We start from the raw sequence: 19,890 nt of genomic DNA, 5'->3' as shown, positions 1-19,890 counted from the left end.
TCCACGGCGCCCCTCCGTACCGCGCCTGCGCTCCCCGTCGTCAGCCGCCGGCCGCCGCGGTCACCGTGGCCGGGTCCACCCCGGTCAGCTCCACGATGCGGTGCGGCGGCACGCCCGCCGCCAGCGCCCGTCCGATCAGGCCGTCCCGGCCGTCCGCGCAGTCACGAAAGGCCAGCAGCTCCTCTTCCAGTCCGGCGGGCGACTCCGGGACGAGCCGCCGACGCACACGGCTCAGCTCCTCGTCGCTCAACGGCACCGGCAGCCGCTCCGCGCCCTCGGGGACGGCGCCCGTCTCCTCCGGCGGCAGCAACCGCAGTTCCGGCGCGGTGGGTGTGCTCCCCTGCGCGTCCAGCCACGCCCGTACCGCCGGAGTCTCCATACAGGCGAGCTCACCGACGGCGGCCGGAGGCACCCCGAGCGAGACGGCCGGGTCGTCAAGCAGGAACAGGTAGGCGTCGTCGGTCATCCTCGGCTCCTTCTCAACGGGGACTGATCGATCTCCCTTTACCCCACCGCACCCGGTTTACCGCCGCCGTCCTGACGAGCCACGGTCACGGCCGCGGGGCCAGGGCGCCCACCACCCACGGCATGTGCTTGCGATGGGTGACGATCAGGACCGGTACGCCGTCGTCCTCGCACTCCAGGACCCAGGCCCGGCCCTCGTACGCGGGGGAGGACGGGTCCGTCCAGTAGGGGTGGCGGACGCGGATCGGGGTCAGGGAGCCCGGCACGGACCGGCGGTGGGCCATGCCCGCGTGTCCGGGTGTGCTCGCCAGGTATCCGGCGCCGGCCACCAGGTGGGTGCCGCGGTCCGCATAGGGCACCTCGCCCAGGATCTGCCCCGCGAAGTGCTTCTCCTCCGCGGGCACGGAAGGTGGCACGTCGATGGTCTCGTCGCCGCCCTGACGGCGCCACAGAAACACGGCTGCCACGGAGCAGACGGCCACGGTGACCGCGGTCGCCTGCCCGACCAGAAGGAGCGCCGCCCCCATGTCGTCGGTGGCCCACGGGGCGAATCCGCCGACGACGGCCAGGCAGGTGGCAGCCAGGAAGAACAGGACGAGCTGCCACGGCTGCGCCCTCCGCGCGAGGCGGGCGCGCCGCGTCAGCCAGTACCAGCACCACAGGAATCCCGTGCCGTACAGGCCGACCGCGAGACCCCAGGCGGCGAAGAGCTTGTAGTCGTCCCGCGGATCCGCGTGCGTGTACTTGCGCCCCGCCTCGAAGTCGACGTACCGGATCTGCCCCCGCCAGTACGTGACCTCGACCCTCGCTCCCGGGGTGGCGGCCGGGGACTTTGCCGGGCTGCCTCCGAGCGTGGTGCGGCCGGTGGTGCCGTCCGGCTCGTCGACGTACAACCGGTACGAGGGGGTCTTGCGGCCCTCCACCTGTTCGGTGCGGTCGACGCGCGCGCCGACGGTCCGCAGGCAGTCGCCGGACGCCTCGTCGGACGCCTCGCCGACCGGCTCGCACCTGACCGCGGCCTCGAATGCTGTCCCCTCGTTGATCGCGGCGGGGGTGGTGATCAGCAGCAGCCACGCCGCCACCAGCGCGCACACCGCGGCGACGGCTCCGGCGCCGATCACTGGTCCACGGTTCCTCGGACGCGGTACCTCTGTCTTCGCGGAAGTCACCCGCACATTCTTCTGTGGTGGCCAGGGAACCGTAATGCGCGAAGTGCGCCCTGCGACGCGCGGTTCGTTGCCGGAACCCGGCAGTCGTCGTCCGGACCGCACAACGGAGTGCGGCTGTCCCCCCGTTGACAGGTCCCGCCTCCACCGGCCGCCCGGTCATGACGGTCCGTGCCGAGTTTCCCGTTCGAGGCCCGAGCCCGAGGGCACTCGGGGCGCATGAATCCGAGCCCCCGCGCACCGATCATCGACAGCTCACCCGCCCTCCTGGCCCAGGGGTACGGCTGGCTGCCAGGCCGGTGGCAGCGCACCGACGGTCCCGTCGTGCGCGCCCGGCTGATGGGACACCACGCCGTCGCCCTGCGCGGCCCGCAAGCGGTGCGGTTCTTCTACGACGAACGTCACGTGGAGCGGCGGACGGCGCTTCCGGGCCCGGTGCTGAGCACCCTGTTCGGCCACGGAGCCGTGCACACGCTCGACGGACAGGCCCACCGCGTACGAAAGGACATGTTCCTCTCCCAGCTCACCGGCCCGGAAGCGGTCGCCGGCCTCGTCGATTCCGTCGCCGCGGTGTGGGACGAGACCGTCGGGTCCTGGCCCGGCCGCCCCGGGGTCGTCCTCTTCGACGAAGCGAGCCGGATCCTCACCAGCGGTGTCTGCCGGTGGGCCGGGGTCCCCCTCGACGACACCGCCGCGGTGGCCCGCGACATGGTCGCCATGGTCGACGGATTCGCCTCGCCCGGGCCGCGGCACTGGCGGGCGCGCCGTGCGCGGGCGCACAGCGAGGCCTGGCTGGAGCGGCTGGTCGAGGACATCCGGGAGGGCACCGCCGTCGCACCGGCCGGCTCGGCACTGGATGCGATCGTCCGGCACCGGGACCCGGGCGGACAGGTCCTCGACGCGCGTACCGCCGCGGTCGAACTCCTCAACGTCATCCGTCCGACGGTCGCGGTGTGCTGGTTCATCGCCTTCGCGGGTCATGCGCTGCATCACCGTCCGGAGGTCCGGGAACGGCTGCGCGAGGGCGATCCTGCGTACGACGTCGCTTTCGCTCACGAACTGCGGCGCTTCTACCCCTTCGCGCCCTTCCTCGGCGGCCGGGCCGTCACCGATCTGCGGTGGCGGGAGGAACCGATCCCGGCCGGCACCCTGGTGCTGCTCGACCTGTACGGACAGAACCACGATCCCGGTCTCTGGGAGGAGCCGTACGCCTTCGACCCGCCTCGCTTCCTGGGGCGGCCGCCGCTTCGCGACGAACTCGTTCCGCAGGGCGGCGGGGACCGCGCCGCCGGTCACCGGTGCCCCGGTGAGGACGTGACGGTCGCGCTGCTGGCGGCCCTCGCGCCACGGCTGGCCCGGCTGGACTACGACGTGCCCGTACAGGATCTGCGCATCCCGCTGACCCGCATGCCCGCCCGCGTGCGCAGTGGGTTCGTCATGGGCGCCGTGCGGGTGCCCACGTCCGCCCGGGACCCGCAGCGGGCGGCTCCGTGAACACGCGGCCGGGCTCGCGACGCCTTCGGGACGGCTGAGCCTGCGACCGTCGACGGGCGGCTGCCACACAGGTGTGCGGCAGTCGCCCGTTCGCGTTCTCCCACGGCAGGAACCGGTCAGGTCCGGTGCGGGGCCGTCCCGGTCAGGTCCTCACCAGGCCTCGGTTCATCCGGCGCCCGGCGGTCACGGCGGCCCCCGAATCGCCGCGTCACGTCTGCGGTCAGCGGCCCGTGTCGTCGTGCAGGACGAGGAGCGCGATGTCGTCGGTCCGCCGCTCGCCGGCGGCGGACCGTGCCAGCAGATCGTCGATGAGTCGGTCGAGGTCCCGGTCGTCCGCCTGGGAGAGATGCCGGGCGAGGCGGGCGATGGAGTCCTCGATGTCGGTCCCCGGGGTCTCGACGAGGCCGTCGGTGTAGAAGAGGAGCATCAGCCCGGCGGTGAGCGGGATCTCGGTCACGGGGAACTCGGCGTCGGGGTCGACCCCCAGGAGTGGTCCGGGCGGGACGTCGAGCGGCCGCGTGGCGCCGTCGGGCAGGCGCAGGAGAGCCGGCGGATGACCCGCGCTGGCCAGCGTCACTCGCCGCCGCGCGAAGTCGAGGTGCGCGTAGAGGCAGCTGGTGAACAGGTCGGGGCCGAGGTAGGTGAGGAGCCGGTTGGTTCCGGAGAGGATCTGGCCGGGGGTCGCGCCGCGGGTCGCGTGGGCATGGACGCCGGTACGGACCTGGCCCATCAGGGCGGCGGCGGCCACGTCGTGGCCCTGGACGTCCCCGATGACCGCCGCGGCGGCGGTGTCACCGAGCCGGATCAGGTCGTAGAAGTCTCCGCCGATGTCCATGCCGCGGGTGGCGGGCAGATAGCGGGCGGCGACCCGCAGACCGGTGACCGCGGGGAGGGTGCGGGGAAGCAGTGCCTGCTGGAGACCGTGGGCCAGATCGTGCTTGACGTCGTACAGGCGGGCGCGGTCGAGGGCCTGGGCGACGAGCCCGGCGAGTGACGTCATGACGGCGCGTTCCTCGGCCGGGAACTCGCGGGGGTCGTCGTACGACAGCACGCAGCAGCCGACCGGCCGCCCGGAGATGATCAGCGGCAGGAAGGCCCAGGCCTGTTTGCCGCTGATCTGCGGAGCCTCGGGATAGATGCGCCGCATCTCGTCCGGGTCGGAGAAGAACGCGGGGATACCGCTGCTGAGAGCCCGCCCGGCCGGTGTGAAGTCGGTGTCGAGGGGCAGGCCGTCGAGCCGCTCGATGGTGTGGGGGGCGTAGCCCCGGTGGCCGTTGATCCTGAGCCGTCCGGCGTCGGCCGTGGACAGGACCAGGCCCTGGGCACCGAAGGCGGGCATGATCTGGTCGGCGACCAGATCGATGACGTCCTGGACTCCGACGACCTCGGTCAGTGCGGCCGCCAGGTGGGTGAGCTGGTAGAGCTGCCCCGCGCGGGCCGGTATGACGGTGCTCGCGGACCGGCGGGACGCCGGTGAGGGAGGCGGCTGCGCCCCGCTGGGAACGATACGGACGCTGATGCCACTGGCGTCCGGGTAGAGGTGGAACTCGAGCCACTGGTCCGGGGGCCGGCACGCGGTGAAGGAGACGGGCTCGCGGCTGATCACCGCGGCCCGGTACCGGTCCTCGTAGGTCGGGTCGTCGAGCCAGCGCAGCGACTGCCACGGCAGTGTTCCCAGCAGCCGTCCGGCGTCCTGGCCCAGCAGGCGGCAGGCACCGGAGTCGACGTAGGTGAAGTGTCCCTCCAGGTCCAGGGCGCAGCTGCCGCCTGGCAGGCGCTCGACGAAGTCGGCGGCGGCCGACGCCGGGCTCACGGACGTACGGCCGGTCCCGGCCTGCACGACCCGCGGCCCGCCGCCACGGTCCGGAGCCCCGCCGCGTCCGGCGTCCTCCTCCAGCAGCCGGGCCAGGCGCCGGCAGCTGGACTCGATGTGGCCCCGCTCCCGCCCGGTCATGTACGGCGGCCGGGTCGCCGGCCACATCAGCAGCAGGGCGCCCCACAGCCGGACGCCGATGACCGGTGCGGCAACCAGCGCCAGCGGATACGGAAGGGCCATCGCGGTGCGCGGATAGGAGCGGACGATCTCGTCCTGGCTGCCCAGCCACACCATCCGGCCGTGCCGGACGGCGTCGGCCACCGGGGCCGGTGCCGCCAGCGGCACCCGAGCCCACGGGGCGGCGAACTCCGCCGGAGCACCGCACAGGACGTCCAGGCACAGCACCGGCTCGTCCGGTGCGAGCAGGTAGAGGGCCCCGATGGACGCGCCGGTGCGGCGCACGGTCTCCGCGAACGCGGCGTCCAGTTCGCCGGCGTCGGTGGCCGGATCACCCGTGCTGGTCACGAGGCACCTCCCGCAACGCGGGCCGGATCCCTGATGCCCCGGGCGGACGTCAGGTCCCCCGGAGCACGGTGCGACCCCGCCGGTCGGACACGACCGCACCCATACGGGACGTTACGCCCATACCGAGCGGTCGGCCCACCCCTCGGCGCGGGCAAGGTGCCCGCAGACTCTCCGCGGGACGGGGCACCCGGCCGTCCGGGCACACCGCTCGCGGGGCCGACCGGATCCGGGGCACGGGCCATGGAGGGGCGGGTCGGCCACTAGAGTGAGCGGTCCATGCCAGAACGGTCCGGGCCTGTGCCGTCCAGGCCGGAACCGGTGAAGGAGAAGCGGTGACCCTGCGCGAGGACGATCCGCGGTCTGTCGGCGGCTACCGGATCGAGTCGCGGATCGGCAGCGGCGGCATGGGTGTCGTCTACCTCGGCCGGTCGGTCTCGGGCCGGGCCGTGGCCGTCAAGGTCGTCCACACGAGGTACGCGGACAACGCCGAGTTCCGGGCCAGGTTCCGGCAGGAGATCGCGGCCGCCCGCCGGGTCAGCGGTGCGTTCACGGCTCCGGTCGTGGATGCCGACCCGGACGCGGAACGGCCCTGGATGGCCACCACGTTCGTCGCGGGCCGCACGCTCGCCGAGCAGGTCGCCCAATCCGGTCCGCTGGACTGGCCCGCGCTGCGCCGCCTGGGCACCGAACTCGCCGAGGCACTGCGGGAGATCCATCGCGCGGAGGTCGTCCACCGGGACCTCAAGCCCAGCAACGTGCTGTTGGAGGGCGAGGGCGACGACGGGGTGGTGCGCGTCATCGACTTCGGCATCTCGCGCGCGGCCAGCAGCGATGTCCGTACCCAGACCGGCATGGTGATGGGCTCGCCGCCGTTCATGGCGCCGGAGCAGTTCAGCAGCCCGCGCGAGGTCGGTTCCGCCGTCGACGTGTTCTCGCTCGGTGCGGTGCTCGTGTACGCGGCCACGGGGCGCAGCCCCTTCGAGGCGGAGAACGCCTATCTCGCCGCGTACAACACCGTGCACAGCGAGCCCGAGCTGGGTGAACTGCCCGAGCCCTTGCGCCCCTTGGTGTCGGCCTGCCTGGAGAAGGAGCCCGGCGGGCGGCCGACGTCCGCCGAGGTCCTCGACGCGCTCGCCGTGCTGCCGCGGGAGCTGCCTGACGGAGTGTCCGGTGCGGCCCCGTCCCTGACGCCGGTGACCGTGCGGCCGCCGACGCAGACCGCGGCCGTCGAGCCGGTGGGGCGGACCGGGCGCAGGTGGCACCGCAAGAAGACGTGGATCGCCCTCGCCGTCGTCATGCTCCTCGGCGTCGCGGGTACGGTCTCGGCGGCCCTGGTGGGTGACACTCCGGCGAGCTCGGTCGGCGCGGCCGATCCGCGGGCCGCGTCCGGCGGTTCGGTGCCGTCCGGCTGGAAGCCGTGGCACAACGAGCTGAAGGCCGGCAAGGACGATCCGTTCGCCATCGGCCCGGCGTGCACACCGGACGCGCTCGGCGTCTTCTGCTCGTCCGAAAAGGTCGCGCTGATGCGGTTGAGTCCCGTGACGGGCCGTCTGGACTGGACGAAGCCCATGAGCAAGAAGAAGGTCAGCAGTTTCTCGGTGCGCCCGCCCGACGTCCACGACGGAGTGGTCTTCGTGAACAGCGCCGACCGCACCGAGGGCCTGGACGCCTTCGACGGCACAACCGGCAAGAGGCTGTGGCATCTGGACGGTCCGGTGGGCGCGTTCGCCCACCGGAGCGGCGTCGTCCTCGTACGACTCGACGAGCCCGGCCCCTCCCACAACGCACGCTACGCCGCGTACGAACCGCGCACGGGTGAGGAGTTGTGGCGACGCGAGTTCAGTTCCACCTCGTCGAGCCCGTTCGACGAGGGGCCCGACGGAACGCTCTACGCCGATCTGCGCGGGGGCTCCGGCGGCATCGCCCGCGTCGACGCCCGCACGGGCAGGACGCTGAGCACGGTCAAAGCACCCAAGGGCGACCTGTGGCTGGCCACCATCCACGACAGCACGGCGTACTACGCGCAGTGGGAGGGCGACACCGGCGGCTCCGCGGCCTTCTTCGTCCAGGACCTCGACAGCGGCAAGACCCGTCGCGTCGACTTCCCGTGGAGCGTCGAACCGGAGGCTCCGCCGCTGGTGCACGGCGACGTCCTGTACGTCTTCGACTACGGCAACGAGACCTTGCTCGCGCTCGACCTGAAGCGCGGGAAGCCGCTGTGGACCAGCTCGCGCGACCTGCGTGTCTTCAGCGAACCCGCCATCCACGACGGCCGGTTGTACGTCAACATGCCGGACACCAGCATCCTCGCCCTCGATCCGCGCACCGGCAAGGAGATCGGGCGGACCGATCCGTCGTTCGACACCCAGGGCCGTTCCTTCGAGGAGCTGACGCCGAGTTCGACACCGCCGCTGCTGGTGGGCGACGTGCTGTACGGGGTCAGCGGGCCGGGCATCTTCTCGGTGCGCGACGTCCGCTGACCTGCCGTCAGAACGGCCGTTTCGGGGCTGCCGCCGCTGCCCGCACCGCGGTTGCCTCCTCAATCTTCGGGAGTTCAACTACTCGCGTGGAGAAGATTGAAGGCCGTATCGAATCAGACATATCCAACCTTTATGAATAAGTCGCCCCAAACAGGTCACATGTACTGGTGAACAGAACACCTCTCTCGTAAAGGGGATAGTGGTATGTCTGCCACCGAGTTTCTGACCGACGAGCTCACCGACATGCAGGGCGTGGATGTCGAAGCGGCCCTCGACCCGATCGAGGCCGACGGCACCTACCGCGACAGCCGCGAGTGCGCGGCCCTCGCCCTGACGTCCGGGACGACCAACCTCCTGCTGTCGCCTCCGACACCCCGACCGAAGAAGGGCTGACGGGAGCGTCACATGGAGCAGTCAGGCACTTCGACCCGCCTGGCGGGCGCGGTGCACGGCCTCACCTCGGAACTGGTCTCCGCTCTCCGGAGCGGAGGCCCGTTCCGGCTGGCCGGCAGCGTCATGGGAGGTGACGGCGCCGAGGCGGCCGACGGTCTGGCCCTCGCCGCCGTGCGCGTGGTGGGAGCCGATGCCGCCCTGCCGAGCGTGCTGCGCCGCACCCCTCCCGCACCCGACGACCTCGCCGTGTTCAGCCGGGCCGTGCAGGCCTACCCGCCTCCCGCGGACGCCTCCCCCACCTCGGCATGGAGCCACTGGGCCATGAGACGGACCCTTCTGCGGCTGGACGCGTCGCTCGACGGCGCGCCGGGCCACGAAGCGGAGCCACGGACGGTCTGGCTCGACGACGTCCCCTGGCAGACGCTGACCCATCAACTCGCCGTGCTGGCCCCGCTCGCGGTCCCCGCCGGGGACTGCGCGGTGACCCGGGTGGCACGCAGCCGCCCCGTCGACATCGCCCGGGGATTCGTCCGGGCCGTCCGCCGCCGCGACTGGCTCCAGGCGGCCGGAGCGGGCCGCTGGCTGGTCCTGCTCGACGAGGTGCCGGAAACACTGGGGCTGGAGACCGGACTCGAGTTCGTGGCGCAGATGGGCGGCGACGATCCACGCGTGGCGCTGCAGGTCCGGGCGGCGCAGCTGATGCGCACCGGAGCGCGGGTGTGAGCGCGCCCGACGTCCGGACGATCGGCGGGGCCGCGTTGGCCTGGGTGTCCGCCCACCGCGCGGACTTCGCCCTCGGCGACGACGCCCTGGCCGAGCAGGGCAACGTGAACCTCACCTGGAAGCCGCTCGGCGAACTGGCGCAGGTGTGCGTCTGCGTCCGCCGACACACCGACCCGGCCGAACCGCTCCACGAGACCGCTTCCGACCTGTTGGCGTTCGCATGGCAGCAGACCGGACACGGCGCTCTCTTCCTGGAGTTGCACCGCCTCGAACCCTTCGCGACATACCCCTTGGAGATCTACGCGGCGTTCGCGTCGGCCGGGCTGCGCCACACCGGATACGAGAAGGCCACCGCGACAATCGCCCGGACCCGGGGCTGGCAGGTGACGGAGCAGGAACCCAACCGGCGGCTCAGCGTCCTCAACTCCGAGCGGCGCAGCGGCATCCCGGAACACGACGACATGGAGAAGGCACTGGGTCGCACCTGGTTGGGCGGGATGCCGGAGCCGTGGACGTTCGAGCGGTCCGCCGGCTACACGCTCACCCATGTGATCTTCCACCTCACCGACTGGGGCCTGACCCCACAGGGCGTTCCCCCGCGGATCGCGGACTACCTGCGGCACTGGCTTCCACCCTGGCTCGACACCTGCCTGGAGGACGAGCAGTGGGATCTGAGCTGCGAACTGCTCGCCGTGGCGAGCAGCCTGCCGGGCCCACCGCCAGTCGCGACGCTGCGGGAGGCCTGGGCCGAACTCGCACGAGCACAGGACGCGTCCGGCGCCGTCCCGGAGGTCGGCCCCGGAACGGCCGGCCGGCCGTCCACGCACGACTTCGTCGGCTGCTACCACTCGACCCTGATGACGGCCTTCGCCGCGGTGCTGACAACAGGCCGTATGCGCGAGACCCGCGACGGCGCGCCCACGCAGACGGTGCGCGCGATCCCGTACGCGACGCCCCCGGGACAGGGTCGGCAAGGAGTGTCGAGATGACCAGTACCCGCCTCATCCACACCGTCGGGACCGGAGCCCTGGAGTGGCTGCACGCCCACCGCGACGGGTTCCGGCTGGAGTTGGACGTCGATCCGGAAGTGGGATTCCTGGAACGCTTCAAACCGGTGGGCGAACTGGCCCTCGTCTGCAAGGTGTTGTTCCGCGAAGGAGTGGCCGGCTCACGACAGGCCCAGCTGGCCCGGCAGTTGCTCGACCACGCCTGGCGTCACACGCTGGACGGCGGCCGGATGCTGGTCCACGGCCAGCGGGTGGAACCCCTCTCCCCCATTCCGTTCGAGGTGTATCTCCCCTTCAAGGAACTGGGCTACAGCCACCCCGGGATCGAGCAGGCCCTCCTGCTCAACCAGCGGCTGGAAGGTTTCGCCGCGTACGAGATGCCGCCGGTACGCCGCCTCGGACTCTCCGCGTTCCAGCGGCGTTTCGGGCTGCCGCCCCGGCCACCGGAAGCCGAAGTCGTCGGCAGGACATGGCTCGGCCGCACCCCGGAACCCTGGACCGTCGAGGGACACATCGCGTACGACGTCACCCACACCGTCTTCCACCTCACCGACTGGGGTGAGGATCCCGACGGCCTGCCGCCCCGGCTCGCCGGCTATCTCGCCACCTGGCTGCCGGCCTGGCTGGACGACTGGCTCGACCTGGAGCGCTGGGACCTGCTCGGCGAACTGCTCGTCGTCGACGCCTGTCTGCCGAGCCCCACCCTCGACGAGCGGGCCTGGGAGGGCTTCGCCGCCGCCCAGCAGGCCGACGGGGCGATGCCCGCTGTGCGGACGATGCCCCAGGGCGACCCCGACGAGCTGTTCGACCTGGTCTACCATCCGACGCTGGTCGCCGCCTTCGCCTCCGTACTGGCCACGTCCCGCGCCCTGGCGCGGCTGGCGCACGCACCGGCATGACCGCGCGCCCCGAACCCTGGCCGGGTGACCCGCTCGGCGTCGGCGGAGTCGACGACGGCCTCGCGCCCCGGCGTCCGGTGGCGAAGACGCCACCGGACGACGAGACGACGCGGCGCCGGCTCGTCGACGCCGTCAGTACCGTGGACGCACCGGACGTCGTGTTCGCCCTCTCCCGTGGCGGTCACCGCACCGTGCGCTGCGGGGGCACCGGACCACTCCCGCCCGTTCCCCGCGACCGGCTGCGCTACGAGATCGGCTCGGCCTCCAAGACCTTCACCGGCCTGCTCCTGGCACACCTGACACAGACCGGTGTCCTGTCCGCGGGCGAGCCGGCCGCCGGCTGCCTGGACCCGACCCGTAGGGCCGGCCTGGATCCCGTCACCCTCGCTCACCTGGTCACCCACACGGCCAGGCTGCCGGCCCTGCCCGCCGACTTCTTCCTGCGGGCCCTGCCGACCTGGCGCACCAACCCCTATGCCGGTTACCCGGAGCAGCGAGTGGTCGACGCCTTCCTGCGCCGACGGCAGCGCCGCCGGCCCGGCACCCGCTGGCACTACTCCAACTTCGGTGTCGCCGTGCTCGGTCACGCCCTGGCCGCGGCCACCGCGACCCCCTGGGACGACCTGCTCACCGGCCGTGTACTCGGTCCCCTGCGCCTGAGCGGCACCGCCCTTCGGCCCGGGGGGCCGGACACCGACGCCGTCGGACATCGCAGGGACGGCACGACGCCCACACCCCCGCTGTCCGTCGGCGGGTTCCAGTCGGCCGGTGCCGTCCGCGCCACCCCGCACGACCTGCTCACGTTCCTCGAAGCCCACCTGGAGCCCTCGGACCGGCCGCTGTCCGAGGCGCTGCGCGCGGTACGCCGGCCCGTGCTGAGGCGCGGCCCGGGACACCGGCACGTGCACACGATGGCCTGGTTCCAGCACCCCTCCGGACACGGCCCCCTGTACTTCCACTGCGGGGCGACACTCGGTCAGCAGGCCTTCCTCGGCTTCCGGCCCGACACCGGAACGGCACTGGCCGCCCTGTGCACCCGCCGCTTCCGTGCCCGCGACACCTTCGTGACGACCGCGTACGCACTGCTGGCCGAGGCGTGAAGGGCCGGCCCGGTCGGTGAAGGGCACGGTGGCCGCTGCCACGGAGCGGCGCGAGTCCTGGCCGAGGGCAGGTGCCCGCGCCGCACCGACCTCGTGACCGTCAGAGCCGCTGCCACAGGGCCGGCGTGAGGCGGGGCTGCCACACTCCCTGCGCCTGATGCGCCTGCACACACTGGTAGGTGACACCGTCGTAGGTCACGCGCGCTCCGACCGCGTAGACCTGACCGGCGGCCCAGCCACTCGTCCGGGTGTCCTCCGGGGCGGGCATGCCGCTCTGCGCCGGGGCGGTCCTGAGTGTCAGACCGAAGGCGCTGAGCAGCGGGTTGACGGGCTGGTAGAAGGTGACTCCGCCGCTCTTGCAGTCGCCCGAGCCCCCGGACGTGACGCCCTGGGCCTGGGTGCCCGAGATGTAGGAGCCGCCGGAGTCACCCGGCTCCGCGCACACGGTCGTACGCGTCACTCCGTCGATGACGCCTTCGGCGTAGCTCACGCTGGTGTTGTGCTGCTCGATCGTTCCGCAGTGCCAGCCCGTGGTGGACCCGGACCGGCAGACCGCCGCGCCCACCAGGGCCTGCACCGAACCGGCGACCTGTACGTTCAGGTCGCCCTCGCCCTTGACCGCGGAGGTGGCGGTCCACTCGCTGTTGACGCCCACCCACGACATGTCCTGGCCGGGGAAGACCGAGGCCTGGAAGGTGCCCTGGGCGATCTTGTTGAAGCCGGTGGTCCTGGCCCCGGCCTTTCCGCAGTGCCCGGCGCTGGCGAAGCCCTGCTGGTCGCCCTTGGTCACGGAGAAGCCCACGGAGCAGCGGGCCTGTTCGTCGATGTAGTAGGCGTCACCGCCGCGGACGTCGTACAGGGGGCGCGGGCGGTCTTCCGACACCTTGACGTCGACCAGCCCCCGGTCGATCCCCGCGGTCGCGACGAGGGTGTCGGCGGCCGCGCTGCTCGTCGCCTGCACCGTCACCCGGTTGGTCCGTACGTCGACGTAGCGAACCGGTGTGTCGAGGGCCCTGCCGGCGGTGGCGTCCAGTTTCGTCTTGGCGGCCTCCAGGTCCCCCATCGCGTTCTTGACGACCGCCGCCTTCGCTCCGCCTGCCGTGATGGCGGAGACGTCCGCGGCATCGGTGGTCGCGACGGTCAGGTCGGCCGAGGTCGTGCCGTGCACCCAGGCACCCGCGAAGCGCTTGCCCAGGACGTTCTGGAGCCGACCCGCCCGTGTGCCGGCCTCCGCCTCGTTCACCAGTCGCGCCTTGGCCTGTGCACCCGTCAGCCGCAGGTCACGCTGCAACGCGCGCAGGACCGTCGCTGACGGTCTGTCGGCACCGAGGGTCTCGGCCGAGGAGGGCGCCGGCGCGGGCGCCGGGGGCTCGACGGCCGCGGCCCCCGGCAGCCCCGTGAGGACGAGTGTGCCGAGCGCGGTGAGAGCGGCACAGGCAGCTCTGCCCAGGTGTCTGTGGGCCATCGGGGGGACTCCTCGGTGTTGGTGGCAGAAGGCGTCGAGAACCTAGACCTTGCCGACATGGGTGCAGAAAATGTCCACTTCCTACCGGTTCCGCGCTTCGGAGGACCTGAGGGGCCCGCCCGGCGCAGTACCGGATGCCGACGCACCGGAACACCGGGTACCGATGTCCTTCGACGGGCCGGAAGCACGGGGCCGGTGAGGAGGCCGGCCCTCGTCAGACGGGCTCGATGCCCGGGTTGCCCGCCTCGGTGACGAAGGACGCGGCCGTCGTGATCGGTGCGCCCGGCGTCGTCACGGCGGAGACGGTTCTGAAGTCGGCCCGGGCCGTCCGGCGGTCCAGCGCGACCCTCACGTAGCCGCGCCGCCCGTCGTAGAACTTCAGGTGCGGGTTGGCCTTGAGGTACGTGTCCCAGTTGGAGGGCCTGGCCACACCGTCCCGGCCGCTGGCCACCGAGGTGGCCACGAACTCCGTGCCCAGCGTCGCTGACGCCGGATCGTCGAAGTCCTCCTTGATGTCGAAGGCGTAGCCGACGTGCACGTCCCCCGTCATGACCACCAGGTTCTCGACCCCGGCCGCCTTCGCTCCGTCGAGGACCCGGCGACGCGAGGCCCGGTAGCCGTCCCAGGCGTCCATGGACATCTTCGCCTCGGCGCCGAGTTCGAGTTTGCGCTGCGAGAAGCACACCTGCTGCGCCATGACGTTCCACAGGGCCTGCGAGGCACCCCAGCCGTCGATCAGCCAGCTTTCCTGCGCCGCCCCGGTGAGTGTGCGCGCCGGGTCGTCCGACTCGGGCCCGGGTGCGTGTTTGGTGTCCCGGTACGCCTGGTCCGAGCGGTACTGGCGGGTGTCCAGGACGTCGAACTGCGCGAGTGAGCCCCACTGGAGCCGTCGGTAGAGCCGCATGTCCGCGCCGCTGGGCATCTGCGCGCTGCGCAGGGGCTGGTTCTCCCAGTGCGCCCGGTAGGCGGCGGCGCGCCGCAGCAGGAACTCCTGCGGCGGGTCGTTGTTCTCGCTGATGTCGCCCGCGTAGTTGTTCTCAGTCTCGTGGTCGTCCCAGGTGACGACGAAGGGGTGTCTCGCGTGGGCCGCCCGCAGGTCCGGATCGCTCTTGTAGAGGGCGTAGCGCAGGCGGTAGTCATCGAGGGTCATGACCTCGCGGTTGAAGAAGTCGGGCAGCTTGCGGTCCGTGTAGTCGCGCGCGCCACCCGCGGAGTTCACGGCGTATTCGTAGAGGTAGTCGCCGAGGTGGAGGACCACGTCCACGTCGTCCTGGGCGAGATGGCGGTGCACCGTGAAGTACCCGTCGTGGTAGGCCTGGCAGGCCACGGCCGCATAGGTGAGCTTCGCGGCGGCGGAGGCGGTGGCGGGTGCCGTGCGCGTACGGCCGGTCTCGCTGATCCAGGCGCCGGTCCTGAAGCGGTAGTAGTAGACACGGTCGGGTTCGAGGCCGTCGACCTCGATGTGCAGGCTGTGGTTGTACTCGGGATGGGCGATGGTGGTGCCGCTGCGGACGGGCAGGCTGAAGCGCTCGTCGGAGGCCACCTCCCACTCGACGACGACGTACTGCTCGGGCAGGCCGCCGCCCGGCTCGTACGGGACGGGCGCGAGCCGGGTCCACAGCAGTACGGAGCCCGGCAGTGGGTCTCCGGAGGCGATGCCGAGCGTGAACGGATCGCTGGGGATCCTCGCCGCGTCGAGTTCGGCCACGCCCGAGGCCCCCCGTGCCGGCAGGTTGGTACTGAAGGCGAGGGCGGCGGCCGCTGCGGTGACCGTGAGGAAGCGTCGGCGCCCGAAATGCCGTGCTGCGGCCCGCGATTCGGGGTCGTGTCGTGAAGAGGTGTCCGACGTCAGCGCTCTGCGACGGCCTGCCGGGGTCATGGCGGCCTCCTCTCGCGGTTGATGGCACAAGGGGACCCACGAGCTACGTGCGGCAGGGCCACAGGAAGTGGATCACCGCATGTTAAACAGATAAAGTGCACAATTCCGGCAGGCGCGGGGGCCCGGAGGCGTCCATGCCTCTCAGCGCGACTCACTTCAACGCCGGGCGGGCGCCGGTGAGCGCGTGCAAGACTCGGCCCATGACTGTCCTGGCCCACCTGCGCAAGTCCGCGCTCGCCCTCCCGGAGGTCGAAGAGGGAGCCCGCTACGGCAGGGTCGCCTTCTCGGTCCGGGGCAGAGGCTTCGTCTCCATGGACGACGACGGCCATGTGCGGCTGCGTCTGCCGCACGACGCGGCCGCCGCCGCCGCCGCGGCCGCGCACCCGACCGGCGAACTCCTGGTCCTGGCAGGCACCCGGATCGGCTTCCGCGTTCCGCTGGCCGACATCGACGGCAAGGACCTCAACGCCCTGGTCCGCGCGTCGTGGTCCAGCCGCGCCCCCAAGCGGCTCGCGGCGGCACTCGCCGCCGCGGAGTCCTCGGCCGGCGATCCCGACGGCGACCTGCCCGCCGGAATCGGCAGGCCGGCCACGCAGGCGCTCCTCGGCGCGGGTCTGACCACGCTCGAACTGGTGGCGCAGCACACGAAATCCGAACTTCTGGCGCTCCACGGCGTCGGCCCGAAGGCCGTCCGCATCCTGTCGGAGACGCTGGAGCAGCAGGGACTCGCCCTGCGGGCGTGATGCTGCTTCCCGGGCCGTGACAGCCCGGCGTGTCGGCGCCGTTGTGTGCTGATGTCCGGTGCGCCGGGTGACGCCCGCGCGAAGTGCGCGTCGTGGGTCGGACGGCTCGCGGCCGGCGTTCGCGATGTCGACGGTTCGCGTCCGTTGTCACCCGAGGCAGGGCGGGTAGTCGTGACGACATGAAAACGCCCCCGAACTTCACACTGTCCTCGACGGTGCTCGACGCACCGGATGCCCGGGAGTTGGCGACGTTCTACCAGGGCCTGTTCGGCTGGCCCGCGGAGGAGGACGAGCCCGACTGGGTGAGGCTCGTCCCGCCGGGCGGCGGAGCGGGCCTGTCCTTCCAGACCGAGCCGCGATTCGTCCGTCCGCGGTGGCCGTCCACTGCGGAGGAGCAGCAGATGATGCTTCATGTGGACATCCAGGTGGACGACCTGCCGGCGGCGGTCACGCGCGCCACCGCCCTGGGCGCGACCCTGGCCGACGTACAGCCCCAGGACGACGTCCGGGTCCTGTTCGACCCCGCGGGCCACCCCTTCTGTCTGTTCGTGCGCACCTGAGCCGAGGGGGCGCGAAATGAGGTTGCCGGGCCCGTGGAGTCATGACTAGCGTCGGCTGCGCGAAGGTCTCGTGATCACCGTGTGACAGGGGAGGTTGATGAATATGGCTGCCGTCGGCCGTGTTCCGCATGCCCTTGTCCGGTCCGTGCGCCGTTGAGCGTGGGCCGGGTCGCACGAACGACCAGGAGTGTCACGTGTCTTCTTCTCTCTCTTCCTCCTCATCCTCCTTCTCGTCGACCGACGCGGATCAGCTCGTCACCGACCGCCTCGTCCTGAGGTCGTGGTCCACCGCCGAGGCCGATGCCGTCCTGCGGAGCGGCCGACTGCCCCACTGGGCCGAGGACTTCCCCGCGGAAGGCGACCGGGTGATCGTCGGTCTCTTCGCGGAGCACCAGGAGTGGCTCGGCGCGTTCGGTCACCGGCAGGTCGTCGAGCGCGAGAGCGGGCTGGTGGTCGGCTCGATCGGCCTGTTCTGGCCGCCCGCCGACGGCGAGATCGAGATCGGCTACGGGATCGTGGCCACCCGGCGCGGCCGCGGTTACGCCTCCGAGGCCACCCGCGCCCTGACGGAGTTCGCGCTCACCGCGGCAGAGGTGCACACCGTGCACGCCTCCGTGGAGCCGTCCAACCCGTCCTCGGTCCGCGTGCTGGAGAAGGCCGGTTTCCAACGGGTCGCTTCCGAGGAGGGCCTGCACCGGTTCCGGGCGACCGAGGCGGATCTGACGCAGCGGTAGGTCCCTGCGCCCACGAGGGGCCGGTGGCCCGCCGGGTTCGTCGCCCGGCGGGCCACCGGCCCCTTCGCCGTCCACGGCAGGAGTGCTAGACACGCTCCAGCGGGCGGTGCGGCCCGGTGGGAAGTTCGACGCCGACAGTGTCACCGGGCCGGACGGTTCCCCCTGTCCGGACCACGCTCATGATCCCGGACTTGAACGCGAAGTCACCTGTCGTGGCGTCGAGTTCGAAGACCTCCTTCAGCAGGCCCCGCTGGAACATGTCGATCTTCGAGCACGGGTTGCGCAGGCCCGTCACCTCGACGACAGCCTCCTCGCCGAGGTGCAGCAGCGCGCCGGTGGGCAGGCCGAGCAGGTCGATCCCCCGCGTGGAGACGTTCTCGCCGAGCTGACCGGCGGTGACGGTGAAACCCTTGGCGGCCAGCTCGTCGAAGAGTTCCTCGTGCATGAGGTGCACCTGGCGCAGGTTGGGCAGATCCGGTTCGTACGTCATGCGGAACTGGTGCTTGATGGTCTCCCCCGCATGGACGTCGTCCTCGACTCCGAGGCCGGCGATCAGTGTGATGCTCGTACGGTTCGGCTTGCCGAAGGAATACGTCCTGTTCCGGCTCACAGCCGTGACCTGCGCCATCGCGATGTCCACTCCTCTTGCCCCGTACTTCCTCGAACCTGTCGGGCTCAGGAAGCCGGTGCCGGGAGACCCGCGTCCCGGTGGTACCGCGTCGGACGGCTCACCGAGCGGCCCGGAGCCCGAACTTCCGTTTGCCGTCGACACTTTGACCGGTTGCTGCACACAACGCGGGGTACGCGGAATCACCGTACAAGCACGCGCGGAATCACCGTACGAGCACGCATGGAAGTGCGGGCACGGGTGGAAAGGGAGACGAGTCGTGACACCGCGAGACAGCACACCGCAGCCGTCCGAGCTGGGCACCCTCGAACGCGGCACCAAGCAGCGCGGGCAACTGCGCGTCCGGCTCCTGGACATCGCATGGACCGCGCTGTTCACCGTCCTGGCCCTGTGGGCCGTGTGGAGCGCCTACGGCGCCGTGAGCGGAACCGGCAACTGGGTCTACAGCGCAGTGGCCTGGGTCCTCCTCGCCGTCGCCCTGACCTTGCGCCTCACGGCGGTCCGCCGGCGGACCCGACTCTGACCGAAGGGCAGGAGTGACAGAGCATGGAACGCGTCAACGCCTTTCTCGGCAAACACCTGTGGCTGCAGTTCGCGCTGTCGATCCTGTGCGCCAGCGCCTTGGTCATGCTCCTGTTCCCGGGCTCGTCGGCGGCCTCGGTCGTGGCGCGTACGGCCCTCATGTCGACCGGAGGCATCGCCGTCGTCCTCGTCGCACGACGCAAGGAGAAGCGTGCCGCCGGCAGCACGGACAGTCTCGTCGTGCTGGACCGGAAACTGCGCAAGGGTGACGTTCCCGTCGACCCGGCACAGCGCGAGGCCATGCGCGGCCTGGTCGACCAGCGCCTGCACCGTACGCGTCACCGTGTGGCGGCGCTGGTCTTCCTCGCTGCCCTCTTCTGTTCCGTGACGGTGCTGACGGCCCTGACCTCGGGAACCCGCCAGACCATCGGCTTCGCGCTGTTCACCGTGGTCTTCCTCGGCTGGAGCATCGCGAACAGCACCAGCCAGAACCGTCGGCTGCGCGCCATGGACGCGGCCCTGACGACCGCCGACCGGGCCCGGCGCCCGCTACCGCAGCGGTAGCGGTCGCGGGGGGGGGCGGGGGCGGCACTCGCGAGGATCCGCGGCTCCCCCTGTGCAACCTCGCGGACGGCACGATGGTCGGTCACCTTGTCGGCCGCGGCGCCTCCCCAAAGGTCAGCCGTTCGTTCTCACCGCCGCGTCGAGGACGGGACCGAGTTCTGCGGCAACGGTTGTCAGCGCGCGCACGTCCCGCTCGGCCCGGGCGATGAGGATCGCCCCCTCCAGGGCACTGATCATGAGCGTGGCGAGCGCGGCGGCCCGCTCTTCGGGCACGCCCATGTCCGTCAGCGCACCGGCCACCGGACCGGTCCAGGCGGCGAACGCGGCAGCTACGGCCTCCCGCGTGGACTCGACGGACTCCGCGCAGTCGACCGTGGCAGCGACCACGGGACAGCCACGGTCGAACCCGTCGGTCTCGAACTCCTCGGTCCACTGACGCACCATCGCCGCGAACAGTTCGCTCGGCGCCGGATCGGGCAGCGCGGCCAGAAAACGGGCGACGCGTTTGCCCGCGTACCGTCCCGCCCAGCCCACGGCCTCGTTGACGAGCTGTTCCTTGCCGCCGGGGAAGTAATGCTGCAGGGACCCCCGCGGCGCCTTCGCGTACGTGGCGACCTCGCGCATCCCCGTGGACGTCACCCCGTCACGCCGGATGAGCTGGGCCGCGCTGAAGACCATCCGTTCGCGCGGCCCGTGCCCGGACGTCTCTGCCGCTGCCATCCTCGAC

At 71.7% G+C, this 19,890-nt stretch carries 19 protein-coding genes; 12 read left to right on the top strand and 7 right to left on the bottom strand.

The annotated features are described in order from the left end of the window. Positions 1 to 40 precede the first annotated feature (40 nt). Together KUF83_RS20810 and KUF83_RS20805 are read right to left on the bottom strand one after the other, a co-directional pair. Entirely contained in the window at positions 41 to 466 is a 426-nt protein-coding gene (locus tag KUF83_RS20810) for a DUF6003 family protein (protein WP_217456244.1), read from the bottom strand. Between the two features lie 85 nt (positions 467 to 551). Then, a complete protein-coding gene (locus KUF83_RS20805; RefSeq protein WP_217456243.1) occupies positions 552 to 1,586 on the bottom strand; it encodes a hypothetical protein in 1,035 nt (344 codons plus the stop codon). Positions 1,587 to 1,850: 264 nt separating this feature from the next. On the opposite strand from KUF83_RS20805, the gene KUF83_RS20800 reads away from it, so the two are divergent. Beyond that, positions 1,851 to 3,125 (top strand): cytochrome P450, encoded by a 1,275-nt coding sequence (locus tag KUF83_RS20800; RefSeq protein WP_217456242.1) that lies wholly within the window; start codon positions 1,851 to 1,853, stop codon positions 3,123 to 3,125. A gap of 220 nt (positions 3,126 to 3,345) precedes the next feature. On the opposite strand, the gene KUF83_RS20795 is transcribed toward KUF83_RS20800, so the two are convergent. After that, entirely contained in the window at positions 3,346 to 5,466 is a 2,121-nt protein-coding gene (locus tag KUF83_RS20795; RefSeq protein ID WP_217456241.1) for a SpoIIE family protein phosphatase, read from the bottom strand. 332 nt (positions 5,467 to 5,798) lie between these two features. On the opposite strand from KUF83_RS20795, the gene KUF83_RS20790 reads away from it, so the two are divergent. From KUF83_RS20790 to KUF83_RS20765, 6 genes are all read left to right on the top strand, one after another. Then, positions 5,799 to 7,946, top strand: a complete 2,148-nt coding sequence (locus tag KUF83_RS20790) for a serine/threonine-protein kinase (RefSeq protein WP_217456240.1) — start codon at positions 5,799 to 5,801, stop codon at positions 7,944 to 7,946. Positions 7,947 to 8,150: 204 nt separating this feature from the next. After that, positions 8,151 to 8,339 carry a hypothetical protein gene (locus KUF83_RS20785; RefSeq protein ID WP_217456239.1) on the top strand — a complete coding sequence of 63 codons (189 nt, stop codon included), beginning with the start codon at positions 8,151 to 8,153 and terminating at the stop codon, positions 8,337 to 8,339. A 12-nt stretch (positions 8,340 to 8,351) separates the two neighbouring features. Further along, complete coding sequence (locus KUF83_RS20780; RefSeq protein WP_217456238.1) at positions 8,352 to 9,062, top strand: hypothetical protein; 711 nt, start codon at positions 8,352 to 8,354, stop codon at positions 9,060 to 9,062. Beyond that, entirely contained in the window at positions 9,059 to 10,051 is a 993-nt protein-coding gene (locus KUF83_RS20775; protein ID WP_308403076.1) for a hypothetical protein, read from the top strand. The genes KUF83_RS20780 and KUF83_RS20775 overlap by 4 nt, the downstream gene beginning before the upstream one ends. Then, complete coding sequence (locus KUF83_RS20770; protein ID WP_217456237.1) at positions 10,048 to 10,968, top strand: hypothetical protein; 921 nt, start codon at positions 10,048 to 10,050, stop codon at positions 10,966 to 10,968. Before KUF83_RS20775 ends, KUF83_RS20770 begins: the two co-directional genes overlap by 4 nt. Then, a complete protein-coding gene (locus KUF83_RS20765) occupies positions 10,965 to 12,068 on the top strand; it encodes a serine hydrolase (RefSeq protein ID WP_217456236.1) in 1,104 nt (367 codons plus the stop codon). Before KUF83_RS20770 ends, KUF83_RS20765 begins: the two co-directional genes overlap by 4 nt. Positions 12,069 to 12,168: 100 nt before the next feature. Here the strand turns inward: KUF83_RS20765 and KUF83_RS20760 are convergent, their stop codons facing one another. Together KUF83_RS20760 and KUF83_RS20755 are read right to left on the bottom strand one after the other, a co-directional pair. Next, entirely contained in the window at positions 12,169 to 13,533 is a 1,365-nt protein-coding gene (locus tag KUF83_RS20760; RefSeq protein WP_217456235.1) for a carbohydrate-binding protein, read from the bottom strand. Positions 13,534 to 13,747: 214 nt separating this feature from the next. Continuing rightward, positions 13,748 to 15,412: an alkaline phosphatase gene (locus KUF83_RS20755; RefSeq protein WP_217456234.1), complete on the bottom strand. Its 1,665-nt coding sequence runs from the start codon at positions 15,410 to 15,412 to the stop codon at positions 13,748 to 13,750. Positions 15,413 to 15,612: 200 nt separating this feature from the next. Between KUF83_RS20755 and KUF83_RS42040 the strand changes: the two genes are divergently transcribed. From KUF83_RS42040 to KUF83_RS20740, 3 genes are all read left to right on the top strand, one after another. Beyond that, positions 15,613 to 16,155 (top strand): hypothetical protein, encoded by a 543-nt coding sequence (locus tag KUF83_RS42040; protein WP_254644110.1) that lies wholly within the window; start codon positions 15,613 to 15,615, stop codon positions 16,153 to 16,155. A gap of 179 nt (positions 16,156 to 16,334) precedes the next feature. Continuing rightward, positions 16,335 to 16,715 (top strand): VOC family protein, encoded by a 381-nt coding sequence (locus KUF83_RS20745; protein ID WP_217456233.1) that lies wholly within the window; start codon positions 16,335 to 16,337, stop codon positions 16,713 to 16,715. Positions 16,716 to 16,909: 194 nt separating this feature from the next. Beyond that, entirely contained in the window at positions 16,910 to 17,449 is a 540-nt protein-coding gene (locus KUF83_RS20740; RefSeq protein ID WP_308403075.1) for a GNAT family N-acetyltransferase, read from the top strand. 85 nt (positions 17,450 to 17,534) lie between these two features. Here the strand turns inward: KUF83_RS20740 and KUF83_RS20735 are convergent, their stop codons facing one another. Continuing rightward, the gene (locus KUF83_RS20735) at positions 17,535 to 18,077 is read right to left on the bottom strand and encodes an MOSC domain-containing protein (protein ID WP_217456231.1); all 543 of its coding nucleotides are present in this window, start codon (positions 18,075 to 18,077) and stop codon (positions 17,535 to 17,537) included. A gap of 259 nt (positions 18,078 to 18,336) precedes the next feature. Here KUF83_RS20735 and KUF83_RS20730 point away from each other — a divergent pair, with 259 nt between their 5' ends. Together KUF83_RS20730 and KUF83_RS20725 are read left to right on the top strand one after the other, a co-directional pair. Continuing rightward, positions 18,337 to 18,600: a hypothetical protein gene (locus KUF83_RS20730; protein WP_217456230.1), complete on the top strand. Its 264-nt coding sequence runs from the start codon at positions 18,337 to 18,339 to the stop codon at positions 18,598 to 18,600. Positions 18,601 to 18,623: 23 nt separating this feature from the next. Next, complete coding sequence (locus KUF83_RS20725) at positions 18,624 to 19,163, top strand: hypothetical protein (RefSeq protein WP_217456229.1); 540 nt, start codon at positions 18,624 to 18,626, stop codon at positions 19,161 to 19,163. A gap of 114 nt (positions 19,164 to 19,277) precedes the next feature. Here KUF83_RS20725 and KUF83_RS20720 read toward each other — a convergent pair whose 3' ends face one another. Beyond that, positions 19,278 to 19,883, bottom strand: coding sequence for a TetR/AcrR family transcriptional regulator (locus tag KUF83_RS20720; RefSeq protein ID WP_217456228.1), 606 nt, complete (start codon positions 19,881 to 19,883; stop codon positions 19,278 to 19,280). Positions 19,884 to 19,890 lie beyond the last annotated feature (7 nt).

Origin of the sequence: Streptomyces sp. BV286, from assembly GCF_019090165.1 — a bacterium.
Lineage (GTDB): Bacteria > Actinomycetota > Actinomycetes > Streptomycetales > Streptomycetaceae > Streptomyces.
This window is presented reverse-complemented; position numbering and strand designations above follow the sequence as displayed.

Excerpts from the sequence above, each read along its gene's own strand:
- KUF83_RS20810 (WP_217456244.1), bottom strand. The coding sequence starts at position 466 with ATGACCGACGACGCCTACCTGTTCCTGCTTGACGACCCGGCCGTCTCG.
- KUF83_RS20800 (WP_217456242.1), top strand. The coding sequence starts at position 1,851 with ATGAATCCGAGCCCCCGCGCACCGATCATCGACAGCTCACCCGCCCTC.
- KUF83_RS20785 (WP_217456239.1), top strand. The coding sequence starts at position 8,151 with ATGTCTGCCACCGAGTTTCTGACCGACGAGCTCACCGACATGCAGGGC.
- KUF83_RS20780 (WP_217456238.1), top strand. The coding sequence starts at position 8,352 with ATGGAGCAGTCAGGCACTTCGACCCGCCTGGCGGGCGCGGTGCACGGC.
- KUF83_RS20770 (WP_217456237.1), top strand. The coding sequence starts at position 10,048 with ATGACCAGTACCCGCCTCATCCACACCGTCGGGACCGGAGCCCTGGAG.
- KUF83_RS20765 (WP_217456236.1), top strand. The coding sequence starts at position 10,965 with ATGACCGCGCGCCCCGAACCCTGGCCGGGTGACCCGCTCGGCGTCGGC.
- KUF83_RS20760 (WP_217456235.1), bottom strand. The coding sequence starts at position 13,533 with ATGGCCCACAGACACCTGGGCAGAGCTGCCTGTGCCGCTCTCACCGCG.
- KUF83_RS20755 (WP_217456234.1), bottom strand. The coding sequence starts at position 15,412 with ATGACCCCGGCAGGCCGTCGCAGAGCGCTGACGTCGGACACCTCTTCA.
- KUF83_RS42040 (WP_254644110.1), top strand. The coding sequence starts at position 15,613 with ATGACTGTCCTGGCCCACCTGCGCAAGTCCGCGCTCGCCCTCCCGGAG.
- KUF83_RS20745 (WP_217456233.1), top strand. The coding sequence starts at position 16,335 with ATGAAAACGCCCCCGAACTTCACACTGTCCTCGACGGTGCTCGACGCA.
- KUF83_RS20735 (WP_217456231.1), bottom strand. The coding sequence starts at position 18,077 with ATGGCGCAGGTCACGGCTGTGAGCCGGAACAGGACGTATTCCTTCGGC.
- KUF83_RS20725 (WP_217456229.1), top strand. The coding sequence starts at position 18,624 with ATGGAACGCGTCAACGCCTTTCTCGGCAAACACCTGTGGCTGCAGTTC.
- KUF83_RS20720 (WP_217456228.1), bottom strand. The coding sequence starts at position 19,883 with ATGGCAGCGGCAGAGACGTCCGGGCACGGGCCGCGCGAACGGATGGTC.